The organism is Cellulosimicrobium sp. 4261 (assembly GCF_040546915.1).
GTDB lineage: Bacteria > Actinomycetota > Actinomycetes > Actinomycetales > Cellulomonadaceae > Cellulosimicrobium > Cellulosimicrobium cinnabarinum.
The window spans coordinates 99,197-117,188 of record NZ_JBEPOQ010000005.1 but is presented as its reverse complement, the minus strand read 5'-3'; the positions used below and the strand labels follow the sequence as shown (position 1 = coordinate 117,188).

16 protein-coding genes are annotated in these 17,992 nt (G+C 72.5%); 6 read left to right on the top strand and 10 right to left on the bottom strand.

The features are described from left to right. Positions 1–21: 21 nt before the first annotated feature. Complete coding sequence (locus tag ABIE39_RS08530) at positions 22–573, top strand: DUF3515 family protein (protein ID WP_255437070.1); 552 nt, start codon at positions 22–24, stop codon at positions 571–573. A gap of 46 nt (positions 574–619) precedes the next feature. Here the strand turns inward: ABIE39_RS08530 and ABIE39_RS08525 are convergent, their stop codons facing one another. Continuing rightward, a complete protein-coding gene (locus ABIE39_RS08525; protein ID WP_074809813.1) occupies positions 620–1,789 on the bottom strand; it encodes a D-alanine--D-alanine ligase family protein in 1,170 nt (389 codons plus the stop codon). Positions 1,790–2,008: 219 nt separating this feature from the next. On the opposite strand from ABIE39_RS08525, the gene ABIE39_RS08520 reads away from it, so the two are divergent. The 4 genes from ABIE39_RS08520 to ABIE39_RS08505 all read left to right on the top strand — a co-directional run bounded on the left by ABIE39_RS08520 (position 2,009) and on the right by ABIE39_RS08505 (position 7,063). Beyond that, positions 2,009–3,439: a CNNM domain-containing protein gene (locus ABIE39_RS08520; RefSeq protein ID WP_175008292.1), complete on the top strand. Its 1,431-nt coding sequence runs from the start codon at positions 2,009–2,011 to the stop codon at positions 3,437–3,439. Next, entirely contained in the window at positions 3,436–4,467 is a 1,032-nt protein-coding gene (locus tag ABIE39_RS08515) for a CNNM domain-containing protein (RefSeq protein WP_175008291.1), read from the top strand. Before ABIE39_RS08520 ends, ABIE39_RS08515 begins: the two co-directional genes overlap by 4 nt. A 106-nt stretch (positions 4,468–4,573) precedes the next feature. Then, entirely contained in the window at positions 4,574–5,758 is a 1,185-nt protein-coding gene (locus tag ABIE39_RS08510) for an acyl-CoA dehydrogenase family protein (protein ID WP_175008290.1), read from the top strand. A gap of 153 nt (positions 5,759–5,911) precedes the next feature. After that, positions 5,912–7,063 (top strand): aminotransferase class I/II-fold pyridoxal phosphate-dependent enzyme, encoded by a 1,152-nt coding sequence (locus tag ABIE39_RS08505; RefSeq protein WP_175008289.1) that lies wholly within the window; start codon positions 5,912–5,914, stop codon positions 7,061–7,063. 82 nt (positions 7,064–7,145) lie between these two features. Here ABIE39_RS08505 and ABIE39_RS08500 read toward each other — a convergent pair whose 3' ends face one another. Next, positions 7,146–7,484, bottom strand: coding sequence for a hypothetical protein (locus tag ABIE39_RS08500; protein WP_354051338.1), 339 nt, complete (start codon positions 7,482–7,484; stop codon positions 7,146–7,148). Between the two features lie 270 nt (positions 7,485–7,754). Between ABIE39_RS08500 and ABIE39_RS08495 the strand changes: the two genes are divergently transcribed. Next, positions 7,755–8,471 carry an AMIN-like domain-containing (lipo)protein gene (locus tag ABIE39_RS08495; RefSeq protein ID WP_255437069.1) on the top strand — a complete coding sequence of 239 codons (717 nt, stop codon included), beginning with the start codon at positions 7,755–7,757 and terminating at the stop codon, positions 8,469–8,471. A 26-nt stretch (positions 8,472–8,497) separates the two neighbouring features. On the opposite strand, the gene ABIE39_RS08490 is transcribed toward ABIE39_RS08495, so the two are convergent. From ABIE39_RS08490 to ABIE39_RS08455, 8 genes are all read right to left on the bottom strand, one after another. Continuing rightward, positions 8,498–9,523, bottom strand: coding sequence for an NAD(P)H-dependent glycerol-3-phosphate dehydrogenase (locus ABIE39_RS08490; protein WP_354051336.1), 1,026 nt, complete (start codon positions 9,521–9,523; stop codon positions 8,498–8,500). Next, entirely contained in the window at positions 9,520–10,245 is a 726-nt protein-coding gene (locus ABIE39_RS08485) for a 1-acyl-sn-glycerol-3-phosphate acyltransferase (RefSeq protein ID WP_175008287.1), read from the bottom strand. Before ABIE39_RS08485 ends, ABIE39_RS08490 begins: the two co-directional genes overlap by 4 nt. A gap of 31 nt (positions 10,246–10,276) precedes the next feature. Then, on the bottom strand, positions 10,277–10,882 hold the full coding sequence (locus tag ABIE39_RS08480) for a response regulator transcription factor (RefSeq protein ID WP_043654878.1): 606 nt from the start codon (positions 10,880–10,882) through the stop codon (positions 10,277–10,279). After that, on the bottom strand, positions 10,879–12,159 hold the full coding sequence (locus ABIE39_RS08475) for a sensor histidine kinase (protein WP_354051334.1): 1,281 nt from the start codon (positions 12,157–12,159) through the stop codon (positions 10,879–10,881). Before ABIE39_RS08475 ends, ABIE39_RS08480 begins: the two co-directional genes overlap by 4 nt. Before the next feature lie 81 nt (positions 12,160–12,240). Further along, on the bottom strand, positions 12,241–13,557 hold the full coding sequence (gene murA / locus ABIE39_RS08470) for a UDP-N-acetylglucosamine 1-carboxyvinyltransferase (RefSeq protein ID WP_175008285.1): 1,317 nt from the start codon (positions 13,555–13,557) through the stop codon (positions 12,241–12,243). Between the two features lie 373 nt (positions 13,558–13,930). Beyond that, entirely contained in the window at positions 13,931–14,971 is a 1,041-nt protein-coding gene (locus ABIE39_RS08465) for an adenosine deaminase (RefSeq protein WP_074809821.1), read from the bottom strand. A gap of 110 nt (positions 14,972–15,081) precedes the next feature. Then, the gene (locus ABIE39_RS08460; protein ID WP_354051331.1) at positions 15,082–15,972 is read right to left on the bottom strand and encodes an SDR family oxidoreductase; all 891 of its coding nucleotides are present in this window, start codon (positions 15,970–15,972) and stop codon (positions 15,082–15,084) included. Between the two features lie 415 nt (positions 15,973–16,387). Then, positions 16,388–17,824 carry a P-loop ATPase, Sll1717 family gene (locus ABIE39_RS08455; protein WP_354051329.1) on the bottom strand — a complete coding sequence of 479 codons (1,437 nt, stop codon included), beginning with the start codon at positions 17,822–17,824 and terminating at the stop codon, positions 16,388–16,390. Between the last annotated feature and the right edge of the window lie 168 nt (positions 17,825–17,992).

Below are 17,992 nucleotides of genomic sequence, written 5' to 3'. Positions count from 1 at the left end.
GCGGGCGGCTACGGTGGTCGCGTGCTCGACGTCGTCCCTCCCCGCTCCCCCTCCACCCTCCCGGGGTCCCCCCGGCCGTCGGGGCGCCGGCTCGTCCGCGCCCTCGCGGTGCCCGCGCTGCTCGGCGTCGTGGCCACCACCGCCGCGTGCGCGCCGCGCGTCGGCGTGCCCGTGGCGGACGACGCCCAGAACCCGCTGTGCGCGGACGTCGTGCTCGCGCTGCCCGACTCGCTGGGCGAGGACCTGCCGAAGGTCGGCACGACGAGCCAGGCCACGGCCGCGTGGGGCGAACCCGGTGCCGCGGTGACGCTGCGGTGCGGCGTCGAGGTGCCCGGGCCCACGACGACGACGTGCCAGAGCGTCGTGTCCGAGGGGGGCAGCGTCGACTGGCTCGTCGTGGAGGACGAGGGCACGTGGTCGTTCACGACCTACGGCCGCGACCCCGCGGTGCAGGTCGTCGTCCCGCCCGCCGTGACGGAGGGGCACTCGACGTCGTTCATCGCGGACCTGGGCCGCGCGGTCATGGAGGTCCCGCAGACGCGCGCGTGCGTCGGGGCGGGCGACGCCGGCTGAGCCGGAGCCCGTCCCGAGGCGGGCCTCCGGCCCGTCGCCGGTGCGCTCAGCGCAGGCCGGTGGGCCGCTCGAGCGCGAGGGCGACGAGCTCGTCGATGAGGTCGGGGTAGCTGAGCCCCGACTTCTCCCACATGCGGGGGTACATCGAGAACGGCGTGAAGCCGGGCATGGTGTTGATCTCATTGACGACGACCTGCTCGTCGGGCGTGACGAACACGTCGACGCGCGAGAGGCCCTCCGCGCCGACCGCCTCGAACGTGCGGACCGCGATCTCGCGCACGCGCTCGACGAGGTGCTCCGGCAGGTCTGCGGGGCACGACAGCTCGACCCCGGCCTCGTCGAGGTACTTGGCCTCGAAGTCGTAGAAGTCGTGCTGCTCGCCCGTGACGACGATCTCCCCCGGCAGGGACGCCCGGGGCCGCCCGCCCCCGCGTCCGCCGAGGACGGCGCACTCGATCTCTCGGCCGACGACGCCGGCCTCGACGACGACCTTCGGGTCGTGCTCCTGCGCGGCGGCGATCGCCGCGGGAAGGTCGGCGAGGTCGTCGACCTTGGAGATGCCGAGGCTCGACCCGGCGCGCGCGGGCTTGACGAAGACGGGCAGGCCGAGCGCGGCCACGGCCTGCGTCACGGCCTCCGGGTCGCGCTCGAACGCCCCCGGCTTGACGACGGTGTACGGCGCGATCGGCAGGCCCTCGCCCGCGAGCACGAGCTTCATGAAGTGCTTGTCCATGCCGACCGCCGACGCGAGCACGCCGGCGCCCACGTAGCGCACGTCCGCGAGCTCGAGCATGCCCTGGAGGGTGCCGTCCTCGCCGTAGGGCCCGTGCAGGAGCGGGAAGACGACGTCGACCTCGCCCAGCACGCGCGGCACCTCGCCCGGCGCGAGCACGCGCAGGTCCCGACGACCGGTCGACAGCGGGAGGAGGACCTCCTCGCCCGTCGGCTCGACCTGCGGCAGCCGGCCCGCGGTGATCTCCCAGCGCGCGGGCTCGTCGGCCGCGAGGACCCACTCGCCCGACGGCGTGATCCCGACCGGGACGACGTCGTAGCGCGACCGGTCGATGGCGCGCAGGACGCCCGCGGCGGTCGCGGCGGAGATGGCGTGCTCGCCCGAGCGCCCGCCGAACAGCACGAGGACGCGGGGCTTGCGGGGGGCGCCGGTGGGGTGCTCGTCGGTGGACGGCACGGACCGGTCGGGGCTCTGGCTGGACATCGCCGACGACCCTACCGGACGCCTGCTCGCGCGCGGACGCGCACCGGTGCGAGATCCCGGGAACGATCCGGGAGGCTCCGGCGTTGGGAGTGCCGTGGAAGACACGACTCTCGAGGCCCCCGCGGCCGACGACCCCGACCATAGTCCCGGCCGCACCGGCCCCGGCAGCGAGCGGACGCACCCACGCGTCCCCGACGACCGAAGGGCGGTGCGGGCACGATGACGACCTTCCTCTCCCTCCTCCTCGGGCTCCTCGTGGTCCTCGCGATCACGGCGGCGACGGCCTACTTCGTCGCGCAGGAGTTCGCCTACATGACCGTCGACCGCTCCCGGCTGGGGGCCAAGGCGGAGGCCGGCGACGAGTCGGCCCGGCGCGCGCTCGCCGTGACCCGGCGCACCTCCTTCGTCCTGTCCGGCGCGCAGCTCGGCATCACGGTGACGGGCCTGCTCGTCGGCTACGTGGCCGAGCCCCTCATCGGGCAGTCGCTCGGCACCATGCTCGGTGGCGTCGGCGTCCCGACGGGTGTCGGCGTCGCGGTGGGCACCGTCCTGGCGCTCGTGCTGTCGACGATCATCCAGATGCTCTTCGGCGAGCTGTTCCCCAAGAACCTCGCCATCGCGCGGCCCGAGCCGCTCGCGAAGGGCCTGGCGCGCTCGACGTCGGCGTACCTCACGGTGTTCGGCTGGCTCATCGCGGTGTTCGACAAGGCGTCCAACGCGCTGCTGCGGATGCTCAAGATCGAGCCCGTCCACGACGTCGACAACACCGCGACCGCGCGCGACCTCGAGCACATCGTGGCCGACTCGCGCGAGAGCGGGGACCTGCCCGACGAGCTGTCCGTGCTCCTCGACCGCGTGCTGGACTTCCCGCAGCGCGACGTCGAGCACGCGATGATCCCGCGCTCGCGCGTGGGCACCGTCCGGCCCGAGGCGACCGTCGCCGAGGTGCGCGAGCTCATGGCCCGGGCCCACACGCGGTACCCGGTGGTCGACGACACGGACCAGCCGCTCGGCGTCGTCCAGCTCGCCGACGTCCTCGCGACCGACCTGCCCGCGGACGCACCCGTCACGGCGCTCATGCGCCAGGCCGTGGTGCTGCCGACGGCCATGACCCTCCCGGACGCCCTCGCGCAGCTCAACTCCACGCGCAACCAGCTCGCGTGCGTCATCGACGAGTACGGCGGCTTCACCGGCGTGCTCACGGTCGAGGACCTCGCCGAGGAGCTCGTCGGGGAGATCACCGACGAGCACGACCCCGAGCAGCCCGCCACGGTCACGGCCGAGGAGGACGGCGTGTGGGTCATGGGCGGCGACGTCCACGTCGACGAGGCGGAGCGCGCCCTCGGGCACGACCTGCCCCGCGGCGACCACGAGACCGTCTCCGGCCTCCTCATCGCCCAGCACGGCGCCCTGCCGCGCGCGGGCGACCAGATCGAGGTGCCGCTCCCCGACGACCCGGCCGACCTCGTGCACGACGAGCCCGTGCACCGCGCGCTCCTCGTCGACGTCCTGTCGGTCGAGCGGCACGTGCCGCGCCTCGTGCGCGTGCGGCTCGTCGAGCGGCGCGGCGACGTCCCCGTCGACGTGGTCGTGCACGCGACCGCACGCGAGGCTGCCCGCCCGACGGACGCAGCGGAGGAGACCCGATGAGCAACCCCTGGGTCGTCGTCACGGCGACCGTCGCGATCATCGCGCTCAGCGCGTTCTTCGTCGCCGTGGAGTTCGCGCTCCTCGGCGCCAAGAGGCACCGCCTCGAGGACGCCGCGCCCACGAGCCGCGCCGCGCGCGCCGCGCTGCGCAGCTCGAACGAGCTCACGCTCCTCATGGCCGGCGCCCAGCTCGGCATCACCGCGTGCACGCTCGCGCTCGGTGCCATCACCAAGCCCGCCGTCCACCACTGGCTCACACCCGTCTTCGAGACGTGGGGGGCGCCCCTGTGGGCCGCCGACGTCGCGGGCTTCGTGCTCGCGCTCGTCGTGGTCACGTTCCTGCACCTCGTCATCGGCGAGATGGCCCCGAAGTCGTGGGCCATCGCCCACCCCGAGCGGTCGGCCACGCTCCTCGCGCTGCCGATGCGCGGGTTCATGTGGGCGTTCCGCCCGCTGCTGCGCTGGCTCAACGAGCTCGCGAACCGCTGCGTGCGGGCCGTGGGGGTCGAGCCGGTGGAGAACGTCGAGGTGGGCGGGCAGGACGCCGCGACCCTGCGGCACCTCGTCGAGCACTCGGCGAACGTCGGTGCGCTCGAGGCGTCGTACCGCGTGCAGATCTCGGGCGTGATCGAGCTCGAGACCCTCACGGTCGACGCGCTCGTCCCGACCGGGAGCCGGCCGACGTCGGTGCCCGCCGACGCGACCGCGGCCGACGTGCGACGCGCGTCGGCCCGCTCGGGCCACCTGCGCATCCTCGTCCAGAACGGGAGCGTGGTCCCGAAGGTCGTGCACGTGCGCGACACGCTCCTCGAGCCGGACGACCGGCCCGCCAAGGAGCTCGCGCGCCCCGGGTTCGTCCTGGAGTCCGGCACCACGGTGCACGCCGCGCTCGCGCGCATGCGCGAGTCGAGCGAGCAGCTCGCGGTCGTCATGGACGGCGAGCGGTTCGTCGGCGTCGTGACGCTCGCCGACGTCCTGCGCCGCATCCTCCCCCACCCGGAGGACCCGGTGCCCGTCCTCGTGGGCTGACGGCCGGCTACCGGCCGCCGTACGGTGGAGGGGCCCCGGCGACGCAGGTCGCCGGGGCCCCTCGCCGTCCACCCTCCACCGTCCGTCCCGAGACCGAAGGCAGGCCATGCCCACGCCCGTCCCGTCCCCCGCCCCGTTCCCCGCACCGCGCACGCTGCTCTCCGACGACCTGCTGGAGCAGATCCGCGGCCGGGCCGCGGGCTACGACCGCGACAACGCGTTCTTCACCGAGGACCTCGCCGCGCTCACCGAGGCCGGGTACCTGCGCGCGCTCGTGCCGGAGTCGTTCGGCGGCGCGGGCCTCACCCTGCGCGAGGTGGCGCACGAGCAGGCGCGGCTCGCGGGCGCAGCCCCCGCGACGGCGCTCGCCGTGAACATGCACCACGTGTGGACGGGCGTCGCGCGCTACCTCCACGAGCGCGGCGACGCGTCGCTCGACTGGCTGCTCGAGGAGGCCGGCCGCGGCGAGGTCTTCGGCTTCGGCTACTCCGAGGGCGGCAACGACCTCGTGCTGCTGGGCTCGCGCACCGAGGCCCGTCCCGACGAGCGGGGCGGGTACACGTTCCACGGCCGCAAGATCTTCACGTCGAACTCGCCCGCGTGGACGCGGCTCGGCGTGCTGGGTCTCGACACCCTGTCGGCCGACGCCCCGCGCCTGGTGCACGCGTTCGTCCCGCGCGACGCCGGGGTCCAGGTGCTCGACGACTGGGACACGATGGGCATGCGCGCGTCGCAGTCGCGCTCCACGGTGCTCGACGGCGCGTTCGCCCCCGCCGAGCGGGTCGTCCGGCGCCTCCCGCCGGGCCCGACGCTGGACCCCCTCGTCGTCGGGATCTTCACGACGTTCGAGACGCTGCTCGCGTCGGTGTACACGGGCATCGCGGAGCGCGCGCTCGAGCTCGGCGTCGCTGCGGCCCGCCGTCGGACGTCGATGAAGAACGACGGCGCGCCGCTCTCCGAGGACCCGGACGTCCGCTGGCGCCTCGCGGACGCCGCGCTCGCGCTCGACGCCGTCTGGCCGCAGATCGACACCGTCGCGGCCGAGCTCGACGCCCTCGTCGACCGTGGCGCGGGCTGGTTCCGCGCGACCGCGGGGCTCAAGGTGCGCGCGACGGAGACGGCGAAGACCGTCGTCGACCAGATGGTGCGGGTCGCGGGCGGCTCCAGCTACTTCGCCGGCAACGAGCTCGGCCGCCTCTACCGCGACGTCCTCGCCGGGATCTTCCACCCGTCCGACGACGAGTCCGCCCACTCGACCGTCGCCCAGTCGCTCCTCGGCCCCCTCCCCTGACCACCCCGCCCGACGCCGAGCAGGTGGTCCTGGCTCGTCCCGGCCGCAGGACGAGCCAGGACGGCCTGCTCGGTCGACCGTGATCGCCTGGTCGCGCGGTCGGGTGGCGGTCGCCCGGGGCACTCGTCGCACGGCCGGGCGTACGCTGCCGCCATGACCGACCCGCACGTGCCCGACGCCCTGTCCCCCGCGACCGTCGCCGTCGCCGCAGGGCGCCCCGAGCGGTCGCAGGGCGCGCCCGTGAACCCCCCGATCGTGCTGTCCTCGACGTACGTGTCGCAGGGGTTCCAGCAGCCGGGCGAGCTCCTGTACACCCGCATGGACACCGAGACGTGGCACCCCTTCGAGGAGGCGCTCGCCGCGCTCGAGGGCGCGGAGCACCCGGGCGTGGTGTTCGGCTCCGGGATGGCGGCGATCGCCGCGGTGTTCTCGTCCGTGTCTGCGGGCGGGAAGGTCGTGCTCCCGCGGCACGCCTACCAGGTGTCGCTGGGCTTCGCGGACGACCTCGCGGCCCGGGCCGGAGTCGAGGTCGTGCGCGTCGACGTCGCCGACACCGACCAGGTCGTCGCGGCCCTCGACGGCGCGTCGCTCCTCCTCGTCGAGTCCCCGACGAACCCCATGCTCGAGGTCGCCGACCTGCCCGCCCTCCTCGCGGCGGCGCGCGAGCGCGGGGTGCTGTCCGCCGTCGACAACACGTTCGCGACGCCGCTGGGCCAGCAACCCCTCGCGCACGGCGCGGACGTCGTCGTGCACTCGGTGACGAAGTACCTCGCCGGGCACTCCGACGTCGTGCTCGGGGCGGCCGTCGCGCGCACCCCGGAGCTCACGGCGACGCTGCGTGCCTACCGCACGCTCCACGGCTCGATCCCCGGGCCGTTCGAGGTGTGGCTCGCGCTGCGCGGCCTGCGCACGCTCGCCCTGCGCGTCGAGCGCTCCCAGCAGAACGCGGCGGAGCTCGCGCGCCGGCTCGCCGAGCACCCGGACGTCGTCGAGGTGCGGCACCCGAGCCTGCCCGACGACCCCGGTCATGAGCGCGCGACGCGCCTCATGACCGGGTACGGCTCGATCCTCGGCGTGCGCCCGCGGGGTGGTGCGGCGGGCGCGGACGCCGTCGTCGCGGCGGTCCGGCTGTGGGTACCCGCGACGAGCCTGGGCGGGGTCGAGTCGAGCCTCGAGCGCCGACGCCGGTTCGCGACCGAGTCGCGCACGGTCCCGGAGGACCTGCTGCGGCTCTCGGTCGGCGTCGAGGACGTCGAGGACCTCTGGCGCGACCTGGACCGGGCGCTGCGCGGCGCGGCCGACTGACGCCGACGCGCGCGGCGGCGCTCGATCGGCGAGCAGTCGGACACGCGCACCCGGCTTCGCACCCGCACGCTCCGACGCTGCCTCAGAGCAGGTCGTCCTCCGCCTGTTCGACGGGGCCGCTCCACCACGAGTCCGGCCCGGTCGCGGTGCTGTCGACGGCGCGCAGCCTCGTGCGGAGCGTCCGCAACCGCGCGCCGTGCGAGAGCGCCCCGTGCCCGGACGGGCGGGACCGAGGACGGACCTCGCCCGCCCGGAAGGCACGCAGCCGCTCCGCGGCCTGCTCGGCCGTCATCGTCGTCGGCCCCGGAGCAGGCGGCCCGGAGCTCAGGTACTCCGCGAACGCCTGCACGACGTCGAGCCGCTGACGTTCCTTCTCCTCGGTGAGGTGCGTGCGGTTCGGCTGGACGATCTCGCCGAACATGCCGGACGACGCACTCTCACCCGTTCGCTCCGAGCGCCGGGCCCGCGAGTCTGCCCCGGACATGAAGCGCTCGATCCCCACCACGACCAGTCCCGTGAGCGCGACCGCGACAACGCACCACCGATCCCCTGCGACATCCCCCGAGGGTAGCGGCGGGGACGTCGCCGGGACAGGGTGCAGGGCGTGCGAGACCGGGCTGTGACACGACCGTCGTCGGACCGTGGCCCACCCGCCGCGCGCGCGTGACCTGGGCTTTCTAGGATCGACGGCATGACGACACGACGAGCGGTGCGGACGCGGCAGGTACGAACGACGGGCGGCGCGGTGCCCGGAGGCCCGGTGGCGATCGCCACCGGGCTGCTCGTCCTCGCCCTCGCCGCGTGCAGCCCCGGCGGGACGGACGAGTCCCCCTCGCCGTCGAGCACCGCGACGAGCGCGTCCCCCACCCCCACCGACTCCCCGACCACCCCGGAGCCCGGTACCGAGCCGACCGACGGCACGTCGACGCCGTCGGACGACGCGACCGAGGCGCCGCTGCCGTTCCCCGCGAACACCGACCCGGACACGCAGGACCCGTCCGCGGACGCGGCGCTCACGGTGACGGACGTCCGCGTCGGCCACCACGACGGGTTCGACCGTGTGGTGTTCGAGCTCGGCGGCACGGGCACGCCCGGGTGGCGGGTCGAGTACGTCGACCAGCCGGTCGACGACGGCAAGGGCGACGTCGTCGCCGTCGACGGCGACGCGTACCTGCAGGTCATGATCTCCGGCTCGGGGTACCCCATGGACACCGGGGTCGAGGAGTACGCCGGTCCGAACCCCGTCCGGGCGGGGGACGACGGCGAGGTCGAGGAGGTGCTGCTGCGCGGCGTGTTCGAGGGGTACACGCAGGCCTTCGTCGGGGTCGACGACGAGCGGCGCCCGTTCCGGGTGTTCTCGCTCGAGGACCCGGCCCGCGTCGTCGTCGACGTCCGCGACGACGGCTGACGGCCCGCCGCAGAAGGCCGAGGGCCTCAGCGCTCTGCCGCGACGCCCTCGGCCTTCTGCGGCCGGGACAGCAGGCCGCGCGCCATCTCGTCGACGGGCATGCCCTCGTGCAGCACCGCGACGACGCCCGCCGTGATGGGCATCTCGACGCCGACCTTGCGCGCGAGCTCGAGCACCGAGCGGCACGACTTCACGCCCTCCGCCGTGCCGCCGGTCGCGGCGATCGAGTCGTCGAGGCTCAGGCCCTGGCCGATGTGCTTGCCGAGCGTGTGGTTGCGCGAGAGCGGCGACGAGCACGTCGCGACGAGGTCGCCCATGCCGGCGAGACCGGGGAACGTCTCGGCGTCGGCACCGAGCGCGAGCCCGAGGCGCGTGATCTCGACGAGGCCGCGGGTGATGACGGTGGCCGTCGTGTTGTAGCCGAACCCGCGGCCCTGGGCGATGCCGACGGCGAGCGCGATGACGTTCTTCACCGCGCCGCACAGCTCGACGCCGACCACGTCCCGGTTGGTGTACGGGCGGAAGTACGACGACGAGCACGCGCGTGCCACGTAGCGGGCCACGTCGTCGTCGACGCACGACACGACGGTCGCGGTCGGCTGCCGGTGCGCGATCTCCCGCGCGAGGTTCGGCCCCGAGACGACGGCGACGCGCTCGGGCGGCAGACCGAGCGACTCCGCGACGACCTCGCTCATGCGCCGGTCGGTGCTCAGCTCGACGCCCTTCATGAGCGAGACCGCGACGGCGTCGGACGCCACGTGCGGGCGGAGCTCCGTGAGCGTCTCGCGCGCGACCTGCGAGGGCACGGCGACGACGACGAGCCCGGCGCCCGCGAGGGCCTCCGCGGCGTCGGTCGTGGCCCGGATCCCCTCCGGGAGGTCGATGCCCGGCAGCCGCTTCTCGTTGCGGCGCGAGGAGTTCACCTGCTCGGCGACCTCGGCGTCACGGCCCCAGAGCCGCACCTCGCACCCGGCGTCGGCCAGCACGGCGGCGAACGTGGTGCCCCAGCTGCCGGACCCGAGGACGGCGGCGACGATGCGCTCGGCGCTCACGCGCGGTCCTCCGTCCCAGGCCGACGGCGCAGGTCGAACCGCTCGGCGGGCGCCTGCTCCCCGCGGATCTCCTCGAGCTGGCTCGTGATCGCGGCCATGATGCGCTCGGTCGCCTCGCGCAGCGTCGCGGTGTCCTGCGGGCGGTCGTAGAGGTCGGAGAGGTCGACGGGCGGCCCGGCGTGGACCGCGACCTGCTTGGGCGGGATCGGCTTGAACACCTTGCCGTAGGGCGCCAGGAGCCGGTGCGCGCCCCACTGGGCGATGGGGACGACGGGCGCCCGGCTCGCGAGCGCGAGGCGCGCGACGCCCGTCTTGCCGACCATGGGCCAGCCGTCCGGGTCGCGCGTGAGCGTGCCCTCGGGGAAGAACACGACGCACTCGCCCTCGTCGAGCCGCGCGGTGGAGTCCACGAGCGACTGCGCGGCGCCCGCGGTCCCGCGGTGCACGGGGATCATCCCGGTGCGGGTGAGGAGGCCGCCGAGCACGGGCACCTTCCAGAGCGAGGCCTTCGCCGTGATCTTGGGGGCGCGGCCCTGGTCGTAGAGGAAGTGGGCGAGCGTCACCGGGTCGACCTCGGTGACGTGGTTCGCCGCGGCGATGAACCCGCCGTCGGGCAGGTTCTCGGCACCCCGCCAGTCGCGTCGGGTGATCGCGAACAGGATCGGGCGCAGCAGGAACGCCAGGGTCTTGTACGCGCGCGGGGTCTGGGGCTGGCTCGGCACGGTCACCGAGCCTACCGGGCGGAGCCCGGCCTCAGATCCAGCCGTGCCGCCGCGCCGCGTGCGCGGCCTCGTGCCGGTTCGCGGCACCCAGCTTGGCCGCCGCGGACGAGAGGTAGTTGCGCACCGTGCCGGGCGCGAGGTGGGCGCGCGTCGCGATCTCCTCGACGGGGGCGCCGTCGGCGGCGAGCTCGAGCACGTCGGCCTCGCGCGGCGTGAGCGGGCTCGCGCCCGCGGCGATCGCCTCCGCGGCGAGCTCCGGGTCCACGTACCGGCCGCCGTCGCGCACCTGGCGCACGACGTCCGCGAGGACGCGCGCCGAGACGGTCTTCGGCAGGAACCCCCGCGCCCCCGCCTCGAGCGCGCGCTTGAGGTAGCCCGGGCGGCCGTGGCTCGTGACGATGACGACGCCGCACGACGGCAGCTCGCCGGCGAGCCGCTGCGCGACCTCGACGCCGTCGAGCCCCGGCATCTGGAGGTCGAGCACGGCGACGTCGGGCCGGAGCTTGAGCGCGGCGGCGACGGCCTCGGGGCCGGACGCCGCCTGCGCCACGATCTCGAGGTCGTCCTCGAGCGCAAGGAGCGACGCGACGGCGTCGCGGATGAGGTTCTCGTCGTCGGCGAGGAGGATGCGGATCACGCGGGGGTGGTCCTCTCGGGGAGCGGGGACGGGGACGAGCGGTGGGGCCGGGTGGCGTCGGGCACGCGGGCCACGAGCCCGAAGCGGCCGTCGTCGACCCACGTCTCGAGGCGACCGCCGGCGCCCTCCAGCCGTTCGCGGAGCCCGACGAGGCCCGAGCCGCCGCCGGTGCGCGGCGTCGTGGGGACGCCGTCGTTGACGACCTCCACGACGCTCCACGCGCCGTCGCGGTGGACGGTGATGACGCACGTGCGCGCGGTCGAGTGCCGCACGACGTTCGTCACGGCCTCCCGGACCGCCCACGCGAGGGCCTCCTGCGCGTCCTCGCCGACGGGGGTCTCGTCACCGTGCACGGTCGTCTCGATCCCGGCGGACCGCAGGACGGAGCGCGCGCCGCCCAGCTCGGCGCCGAGGTCGGCCGTGCGGTAGCCCGCGACGACGGCGCGCACCTCGCGCAGCGCGTCCTGCGCGATGCGGCGGACCTCGAGCATCTGCTCCTCCGCGCCGGGACGGCCGCGGGCCGCGAGCTCCGCGGCGAGCTCGCTCTTCACGGCGACCACGGACAGGGTGCGCCCGAAGACGTCGTGCAGGTCGCGCGAGAACCGCAGCCGCTCCTCGGCGACGGCGAGGCGCGCGTGGAGCACGCGCGTGCGCTCCTGCTCCCACACGACGCCGAGCATCCAGACCGAGGCGCGGTACGAGCCGAAGACGCCGAGCAGCATGACCAGGACCGAGAGGCCGAGGCCCACCGCCATGCCCGCCGTCCTCGCGGTCACGGGCCCGGTGCCCATCCACACGGAGCACCCGGTGACGACGGCGAGGACCAGCGCGACGAGCGCGACCCGCCGGAAGGTGAGCAAGGGGACGAGCGCCAGCACCCCGTAGCCGAGGCCCAGGAGCATCGCGTAGTAGCGACCGCTCGCGGCGACGTCGTCGGCACCGTCCACGGGGAAGGTGCCGACGGCGAGCGCGGAGACCGCGAGCGAGAGGACCCCGAGGGACGCGAGCAGCACCGGGTGGACGCGGCGTCCGCCGAGGAAGTGCCCGATCCCGGCGCGCAGTGCGAGGATGCAGACGACCGTGTGCACGAGGACGAGCGCCAGCCAGAACCGCGCCGCCGACGGCTCGAACGTCCGGTCGCTCCCGATGAGGGCGAGCGCGATGAAGGGCTCGGTGCCCGAGAGGAAGTAGAGCGACCATCGGGTGTAGGAGTCGAACCGCTCGGGGCCGGTCCGACGGCTCCACACGTCGAGGAACGTGCGCGGTCGGGTGATCACGACGTCCAGCCTCGCACGCGGACCGCGTGCGAGGCCGTGACAGTCGTCATGACGTGGGTCCCCAGGGCACCCGTGGCGGCGTCAGTCCCGGCGGACGTCCGCGCCGAGCGCGACCAGCTTGTCCTGGAAGTTCTCGTAGCCGCGATCGATGAGGCTGATGCCGCGCACGGTCGACGTGCCCTTCGCGGCGAGCGCGGCGATGAGGTGGGAGAACCCGCCGCGCAGGTCGGGCACCTCGATGTCGGCCGCGGTGAGGGGCGTCGGGCCGGAGATGACCGCGGAGTGGTGGAAGTTGCGCTGCCCGAACCGGCAGTCGCGCCCGCCCAGGCACTCCTTGTAGACCTGGATGGTCGCGCCCATGCCGCGCAGCGCGTCCGTGAAGCCGAAGCGGTTCTCGTAGACCGTCTCGTGCACGATCGACAGGCCCTTCGCCTGCGTGAGCGCCACGACGAGCGGCTGCTGCCAGTCCGTCATGAAGCCCGGGTGCACGTCGGTCTCCAGCACGATCGGCGTCAGGTCGCCGCCCGGGTGCCAGAACCGGATGCCGTCGTCCTGGACGTCGAAGCGGCCGCCGACCTTCCGGAACGTGTTGAGGAACATCATCATCTCGGGCTGCGTCGCGCCCTTCACCGTGATGTCGCCGCCCGTCGCCAGCGCGGCCGACGCCCACGAGGCCGCCTCGATGCGGTCGCCGAGCGCGGTGTGCGTGTAGCCGTCGAGGCGGTCGACGCCCTCGATGCGGATCACGCGGTCGGTGTCGACCGAGATGATCGCGCCCATCTTCTGGAGCACCGCGATGAGGTCCATGATCTCGGGCTCGATCGCGGCGTTCGCGAGCTCCGTGATGCCCTCGGCGCGCACGGCCGTCAGCAGGAGCTGCTCGGTCGCGCCCACCGACGGGTACGGCAGCGCGATCTTCGTGCCCTGGAGGCGGCGCGGGGCGCGGATGTGGATACCGTTCTCCCGCTTGTCCACCACGGCACCGAACTGGCGCAGGATGTCCAGGTGGTAGTTGATCGGCCGGTCGCCGATCCGGCAGCCACCCAGGTCGGGGATGAACGCCTCACCGAGACGGTGCAGCAGCGGGCCGCAGAACAGGATGGGGATGCGGCTCGAGCCCGCGTGCGCGTCGATGTCCGCGACGTGCGCCGACTCGACGTTCGACGGGTCCAGGTCGAGGATCCCCGCGTCCGGGTCGGACTTCACGGTCACGCCGTGCAGCTCCAGCAGCCCCGTCACGACGCCGACGTCGCGGATCTGCGGCACGTTGCGCAGCACGCTCGGCGACTCCCCCAGCAACGACGCCACCATCGCCTTCGACACGAAGTTCTTCGCGCCGCGCACGGTGATCGTCCCGTCCAGCGGGGTCCCGCCGTCGACGTACAGCACATCCTTCATGAGCTCTGGTCGCCCTCTCGCCAAGCCGGTGGTGGTGGTGCCCCTGCGGGCAGGGGCCCGCGTGCGGGGCCGCGGACGGCCGTTCCGCGCGCGCGGGTCCCGTGCGTGCCAACGTGCGGCACCCGGAGATTATTCACCCCCTGCGGGGGTGCTCGCCGCCGAGCCGACGGCGGCGGCCGTCCCCGACACGTTACTCCCCGGTACGTCCGCGCGGGACTGCTGCCCAGAACCGCGAGGTGAGGGCGTGGTCTCGCGGGGTCAGACCCCGGGTCCCGCGAGGTAGAGGCGTGGTCCCGCGAGGTAGAGGCGTGGTCGTGACCACGCCTCTACCTCGGGGGACCGGGGCTCTACCTCGGCAGGGTGGGTGGCCGGGTCAGACGGCGGTCGCGTCGAACGCCGCGACGTACCGGTCGATCTCGGCGAGGTAGGCCGCGCGCTGCGAGTCGCCGAGCCACGACGCCTCGAACGAGTTCCTCGCGAGCTGCACGACCTCCTCCGTCGTGAGGCCCGCGGCCTCCGCGAGCGCCACGTAGTTCTCCGCGACGTAACCGCCGAAGTACGCCGGGTCGTCGGAGTTCACGGTGACGCGCACGCCCGAGCGCAGCAGACCCGCGATCTCGGTCGCCTTCATGTCGTCGGTCACGAACGAGTTCGAGATCGGGCAGGTGGTGAGGCCCAGCCCGCGCTCGCGCACGACGTCGACGAGCGCCGGGTCCTCCACGACGTTCGTGCCGTGGTCCACGCGGTCGACGCCGATCTCGTCGAGCACGGTCCGGATGTTGTCGATGCTGCCGACCTGGTCGATGTCGCAGTGCATCGTCAGCCGGTACCCGAGCTCGCGGGCGCGCGCGAACACGTCGGCGAACTTCTGCGGCGGGTTGTCGCGCTCGTCGGAGTCGAGCCCGACGCCCAGGATCTTGTCGCGGAACGGCACCGACGCCTCGAGCGTCTCGGCCGCGCTCTGCGCGGAGTGGTCGCGCAGGAAGCACAGGATGAGGTGCGCGTCGATGCCGTGCTTGCTCGGCGCCTCGGCCGCCGCGCGGTGGTACCCGGTCACGACCGCCTCGAACGGCACGCCGCGCGACGTGTGCGCCTGCGGGTCGAAGAACATCTCGGCGTGCTTCACGCCGTCCGCCGCCGCGCGCGCGAGGTAGGCGTCGGCGAGCTCGTAGAAGTCGTCCGCGGTCTGCAGCACCTCCATCGCCGGGTAGTACACGGCGAGGAAGCTCGTCAGGGAGTCGAACGCGTACGTCGCGCGCACCTCCTCGACCGTCGACTGGCCGATGTCGATGCCGTTGCGCTGCGCGAGGCGCAGCTTGAGGTCGGGCTCGAGCGTGCCCTCCAGGTGCAGGTGCAGCTCGGCCTTCGGCAGGCCGGTGACGAACTCGCGGGTGGGCGTCGTGGGCGCGGGCATGGGTCTCCTTCTCGGTCGGTGTCCCCCGGGACCATCTTCTCCCGGGCACGACGACGGCGGCGCACCCGGGTGGGGTGGCCGCCGCCTGGTCGCGCCGGGGACGAGCGCCGTCAGAGCAGCCGGCCGCCGGTCACGCCGATGCGGTCGCCCGTGATGTAGCTCGACTCCTGCGAGGCGAAGAACACGTACGCCGGCGCGAGCTCGGCGGGCTGCCCGGCGCGGCCGAGCGGCGTGTCGGCGCCGAACTGCTCGACCTTCTCCTCCGGCATCGTCGCCGGGATGAGGGGCGTCCAGATCGGCCCGGGCGCCACGGCGTTGACGCGGATGCCCTCGGGCGCGAGCTGCTGCGCCAGCCCCTTGGTGAAGTTGAGGATCGCCGCCTTGGTGCTGGCGTAGTCGAGCAGCGGAGGGCTCGGGTCGAACGCCTGGACGGAGGTCGTGTTGATGATCGCGCCGCCGCTGGGCAGGTGGTCGAGCGCCGCCTGCGTGATCCAGAACAGCGCGTAGACGTTCGTCTTGAGGACCCGGTCGAGCTGCTCGGTCGTGATCCCCCGCAGACCCTCGTCCTGCGCCATCTGGTACGCGGCGTTGTTCACCAGCACGTCGAGCCCACCGAGGCCCGCGACGGCGTCCGCGACGAGCTGCCGGCAGAACTCCTCGTCGCGGATGTCGCCCGGCAGCAGCACGGCCGTGCGGCCCGCGTCCTCGATCCACCGGGCCGTCGTGCGGGCGTCCTCCTCCTCTTCCGGGAGGTACGAGATCGCGACGTCCGCGCCCTCGCGCGCGAAGGCGATCGCGACCGCCCGGCCGATGCCCGAGTCGCCGCCGGTGATCAGCGCCCGCTTCCCGTCGAGCCGGCCCGACCCCCGGTAGGTGGTCTCCCCGTGGTCCGGCTCCTGCGACATGTCGCCCGTGCGTCCCGGCGGCCGGAGCTGGTCGGCGGGCTGCTCCGGCTGCGGCTCCTGCGTCGTGGGGTCCTGCGGCGTGGTCTGGTCGGACATGAGCAACTCCCCTGTCATCGTTCGGCGGAACGTCCAGCATGGGGGCGTCCGCGCGCGCTCGCAGCGCGCCGACGTCGGCTCGCCGGGCGCACGGCTGCCGGGATTCGGAGCGACGAGGACGGCGACCACGTCCGAAGCGCGGACATCCGGTCGGCCACCCCGTGTCCTGCAGGATCCAATAGACCATCGCGCCGTGCACCGGACGCCCGCGGCTCGGCAGAGTCGGTCGTCGCCTGTGCCGGACCGCTACTTGCTCATTGGCCGTTCACACGCCGACGCGAACAGCGAAAGGGTACTCTCCATCTTTCGAAATCTCACTTCCGTCAACGCCGACAAAAGCAAGAAGCAATCCTCCGCACCCCAAACCGCCAAAAACCGCTTCGCCTAGAGCGCAGATAAGTTACGCCGCAGAGAACTACCTCCAGGGCCGATTCCACGCTCTCGTCAGCGCATCATGGAGTATAAACTCGCCCCGGACAGAGAATCCACCACCAGCTGTGCGCCTGAATACAAAGTCGGTGTGCCCTCCATTGCGAATCCCAATGCCCCCAACCTCGAACATCTGCCGAAGTAGGAGTTTAACTTCCGACGACGCGAGCTCGCCTGCAGTTTCATCGCATACAAACTGGTAGGTAAAGAAGCGTGACGGCGAAGTGCGCAGCGCGTCTTTAAAGGCGCTCAGACTGCGAGCACGCCTGGCGGGAAGCACGCCAGCAAGATTGTCGAATATCTCACCAACAAAATACTCCTCGCAGTACTTGCGTACGGCCGTCTGCGCATTTGACTCAGGCACCCTTCCGTTACCACCATAATTTCGCTGGAGATGTCGCATCAGCGCTACCGCGTCGCGCGGCAAGAGACGGGTGTGATCGAGAAGATACTCAGCCATGTCCGAGTGCGGGCCTATTTTGACGTCGCGCTTCAAGTACTGGCCGAGAACACTCTTGACTTCCGGATGCGCAACAGCGGCCTTGTTTGTGAGCAGCTGCCAAAGGTGATTCTGTGCGCCAATGCCGTACGCATGCCAGTCCAGGTATACCGAGTGCGTCTTTAACTTGTTGATCTCCGGCCCCGGCAGAACGTCGAGAATGTCGGACCGGGCGGCGATCACAACTGAGGCAAGGACCTCGCAGTTCATCAGGAACCTGTTCGTAGCGAAGCACGCCTGCATAAGACCCGCGAGCGAACTCCATTCGTCATCTTGCTCAAAGAAAAACGAGTCCAGGCCATCGAGGGCCACTAGGTGACGGCTCTCACTGCGACAATCGCGAATGAGCGAGCGAATCCTCTCATTCACTTCATATGCACTAAGCTCCCGTGATACCGGAGCCCGCTCCACGGAAAACAACTTCGCATCAATTCGTACTGAAGTTGTGGTCCAGGCGCCTACCGCCGACATCATGTCGTTGCCGAGGAAACCCTCGTTGCGCAGCCTCCCGACCACGGTGTCGAAGGTCGATCCACGAGTGAGGCCATTGTCTCGGGTCAATGAATCCAAAACCCGCAGGAGAAGGAGGAACTCCCACGCCGCTTGGCTCCTGGAGGAGGCCCCTGTCTGCTCAGACCAAATCGTCTGAACGTTGCCGACCGGAAAACCGGCAAGCTCCCATGGGGCGAAAAATCTGTCCCATCGCCCTTCCCAACGGAGCCGAATATGCTCGAGGACCGCAGATTTTCCGCTACCCTTTGACCCCAGAATCAGCCACGTTCGTCCGTTCAGAACGCGCTGGACCGCCTGATTGTAGTCGTAATACCCATCCCGCAAGAGGGCTGGCATCTCGGCGGCTTCCAGTGCTGCATCGATCTCGCCGAAGTTCAGACGCTCGAACTTGGGAAGGACGGCACCACTCATTGGCCTCTACCTCGACTCGCCGTTGAGCCCGGGTCTCCGGGCGTTCAGCGACAGTACCGCAACCGCGAAGCTCATTCTCGTATCGCGGGATTTTCATCCTCTACGATGCCGGGCTGCGCCCTCACACGTGGAGAGCGCAGCCCGTTCCGCGATGACCCGCCGACGCGG

What these genes read in the sequence shown, in the direction of transcription:
- murA (WP_175008285.1), bottom strand. Translation starts at nt 13,557, where the DNA reads ATGAAGGATGTGCTGTACGTCGACGGCGGGACCCCGCTGGACGGGACG.
- ABIE39_RS08520 (WP_175008292.1), top strand. Translation starts at nt 2,009, where the DNA reads ATGACGACCTTCCTCTCCCTCCTCCTCGGGCTCCTCGTGGTCCTCGCG.
- ABIE39_RS08510 (WP_175008290.1), top strand. Translation starts at nt 4,574, where the DNA reads ATGCCCACGCCCGTCCCGTCCCCCGCCCCGTTCCCCGCACCGCGCACG.
- ABIE39_RS08515 (WP_175008291.1), top strand. Translation starts at nt 3,436, where the DNA reads ATGAGCAACCCCTGGGTCGTCGTCACGGCGACCGTCGCGATCATCGCG.
- ABIE39_RS08500 (WP_354051338.1), bottom strand. Translation starts at nt 7,484, where the DNA reads ATGTTCGGCGAGATCGTCCAGCCGAACCGCACGCACCTCACCGAGGAG.
- ABIE39_RS08465 (WP_074809821.1), bottom strand. Translation starts at nt 14,971, where the DNA reads ATGCCCGCGCCCACGACGCCCACCCGCGAGTTCGTCACCGGCCTGCCG.
- ABIE39_RS08505 (WP_175008289.1), top strand. Translation starts at nt 5,912, where the DNA reads ATGACCGACCCGCACGTGCCCGACGCCCTGTCCCCCGCGACCGTCGCC.
- ABIE39_RS08460 (WP_354051331.1), bottom strand. Translation starts at nt 15,972, where the DNA reads ATGTCCGACCAGACCACGCCGCAGGACCCCACGACGCAGGAGCCGCAG.
- ABIE39_RS08495 (WP_255437069.1), top strand. Translation starts at nt 7,755, where the DNA reads ATGACGACACGACGAGCGGTGCGGACGCGGCAGGTACGAACGACGGGC.
- ABIE39_RS08455 (WP_354051329.1), bottom strand. Translation starts at nt 17,824, where the DNA reads ATGAGTGGTGCCGTCCTTCCCAAGTTCGAGCGTCTGAACTTCGGCGAG.
- ABIE39_RS08525 (WP_074809813.1), bottom strand. Translation starts at nt 1,789, where the DNA reads ATGTCCAGCCAGAGCCCCGACCGGTCCGTGCCGTCCACCGACGAGCAC.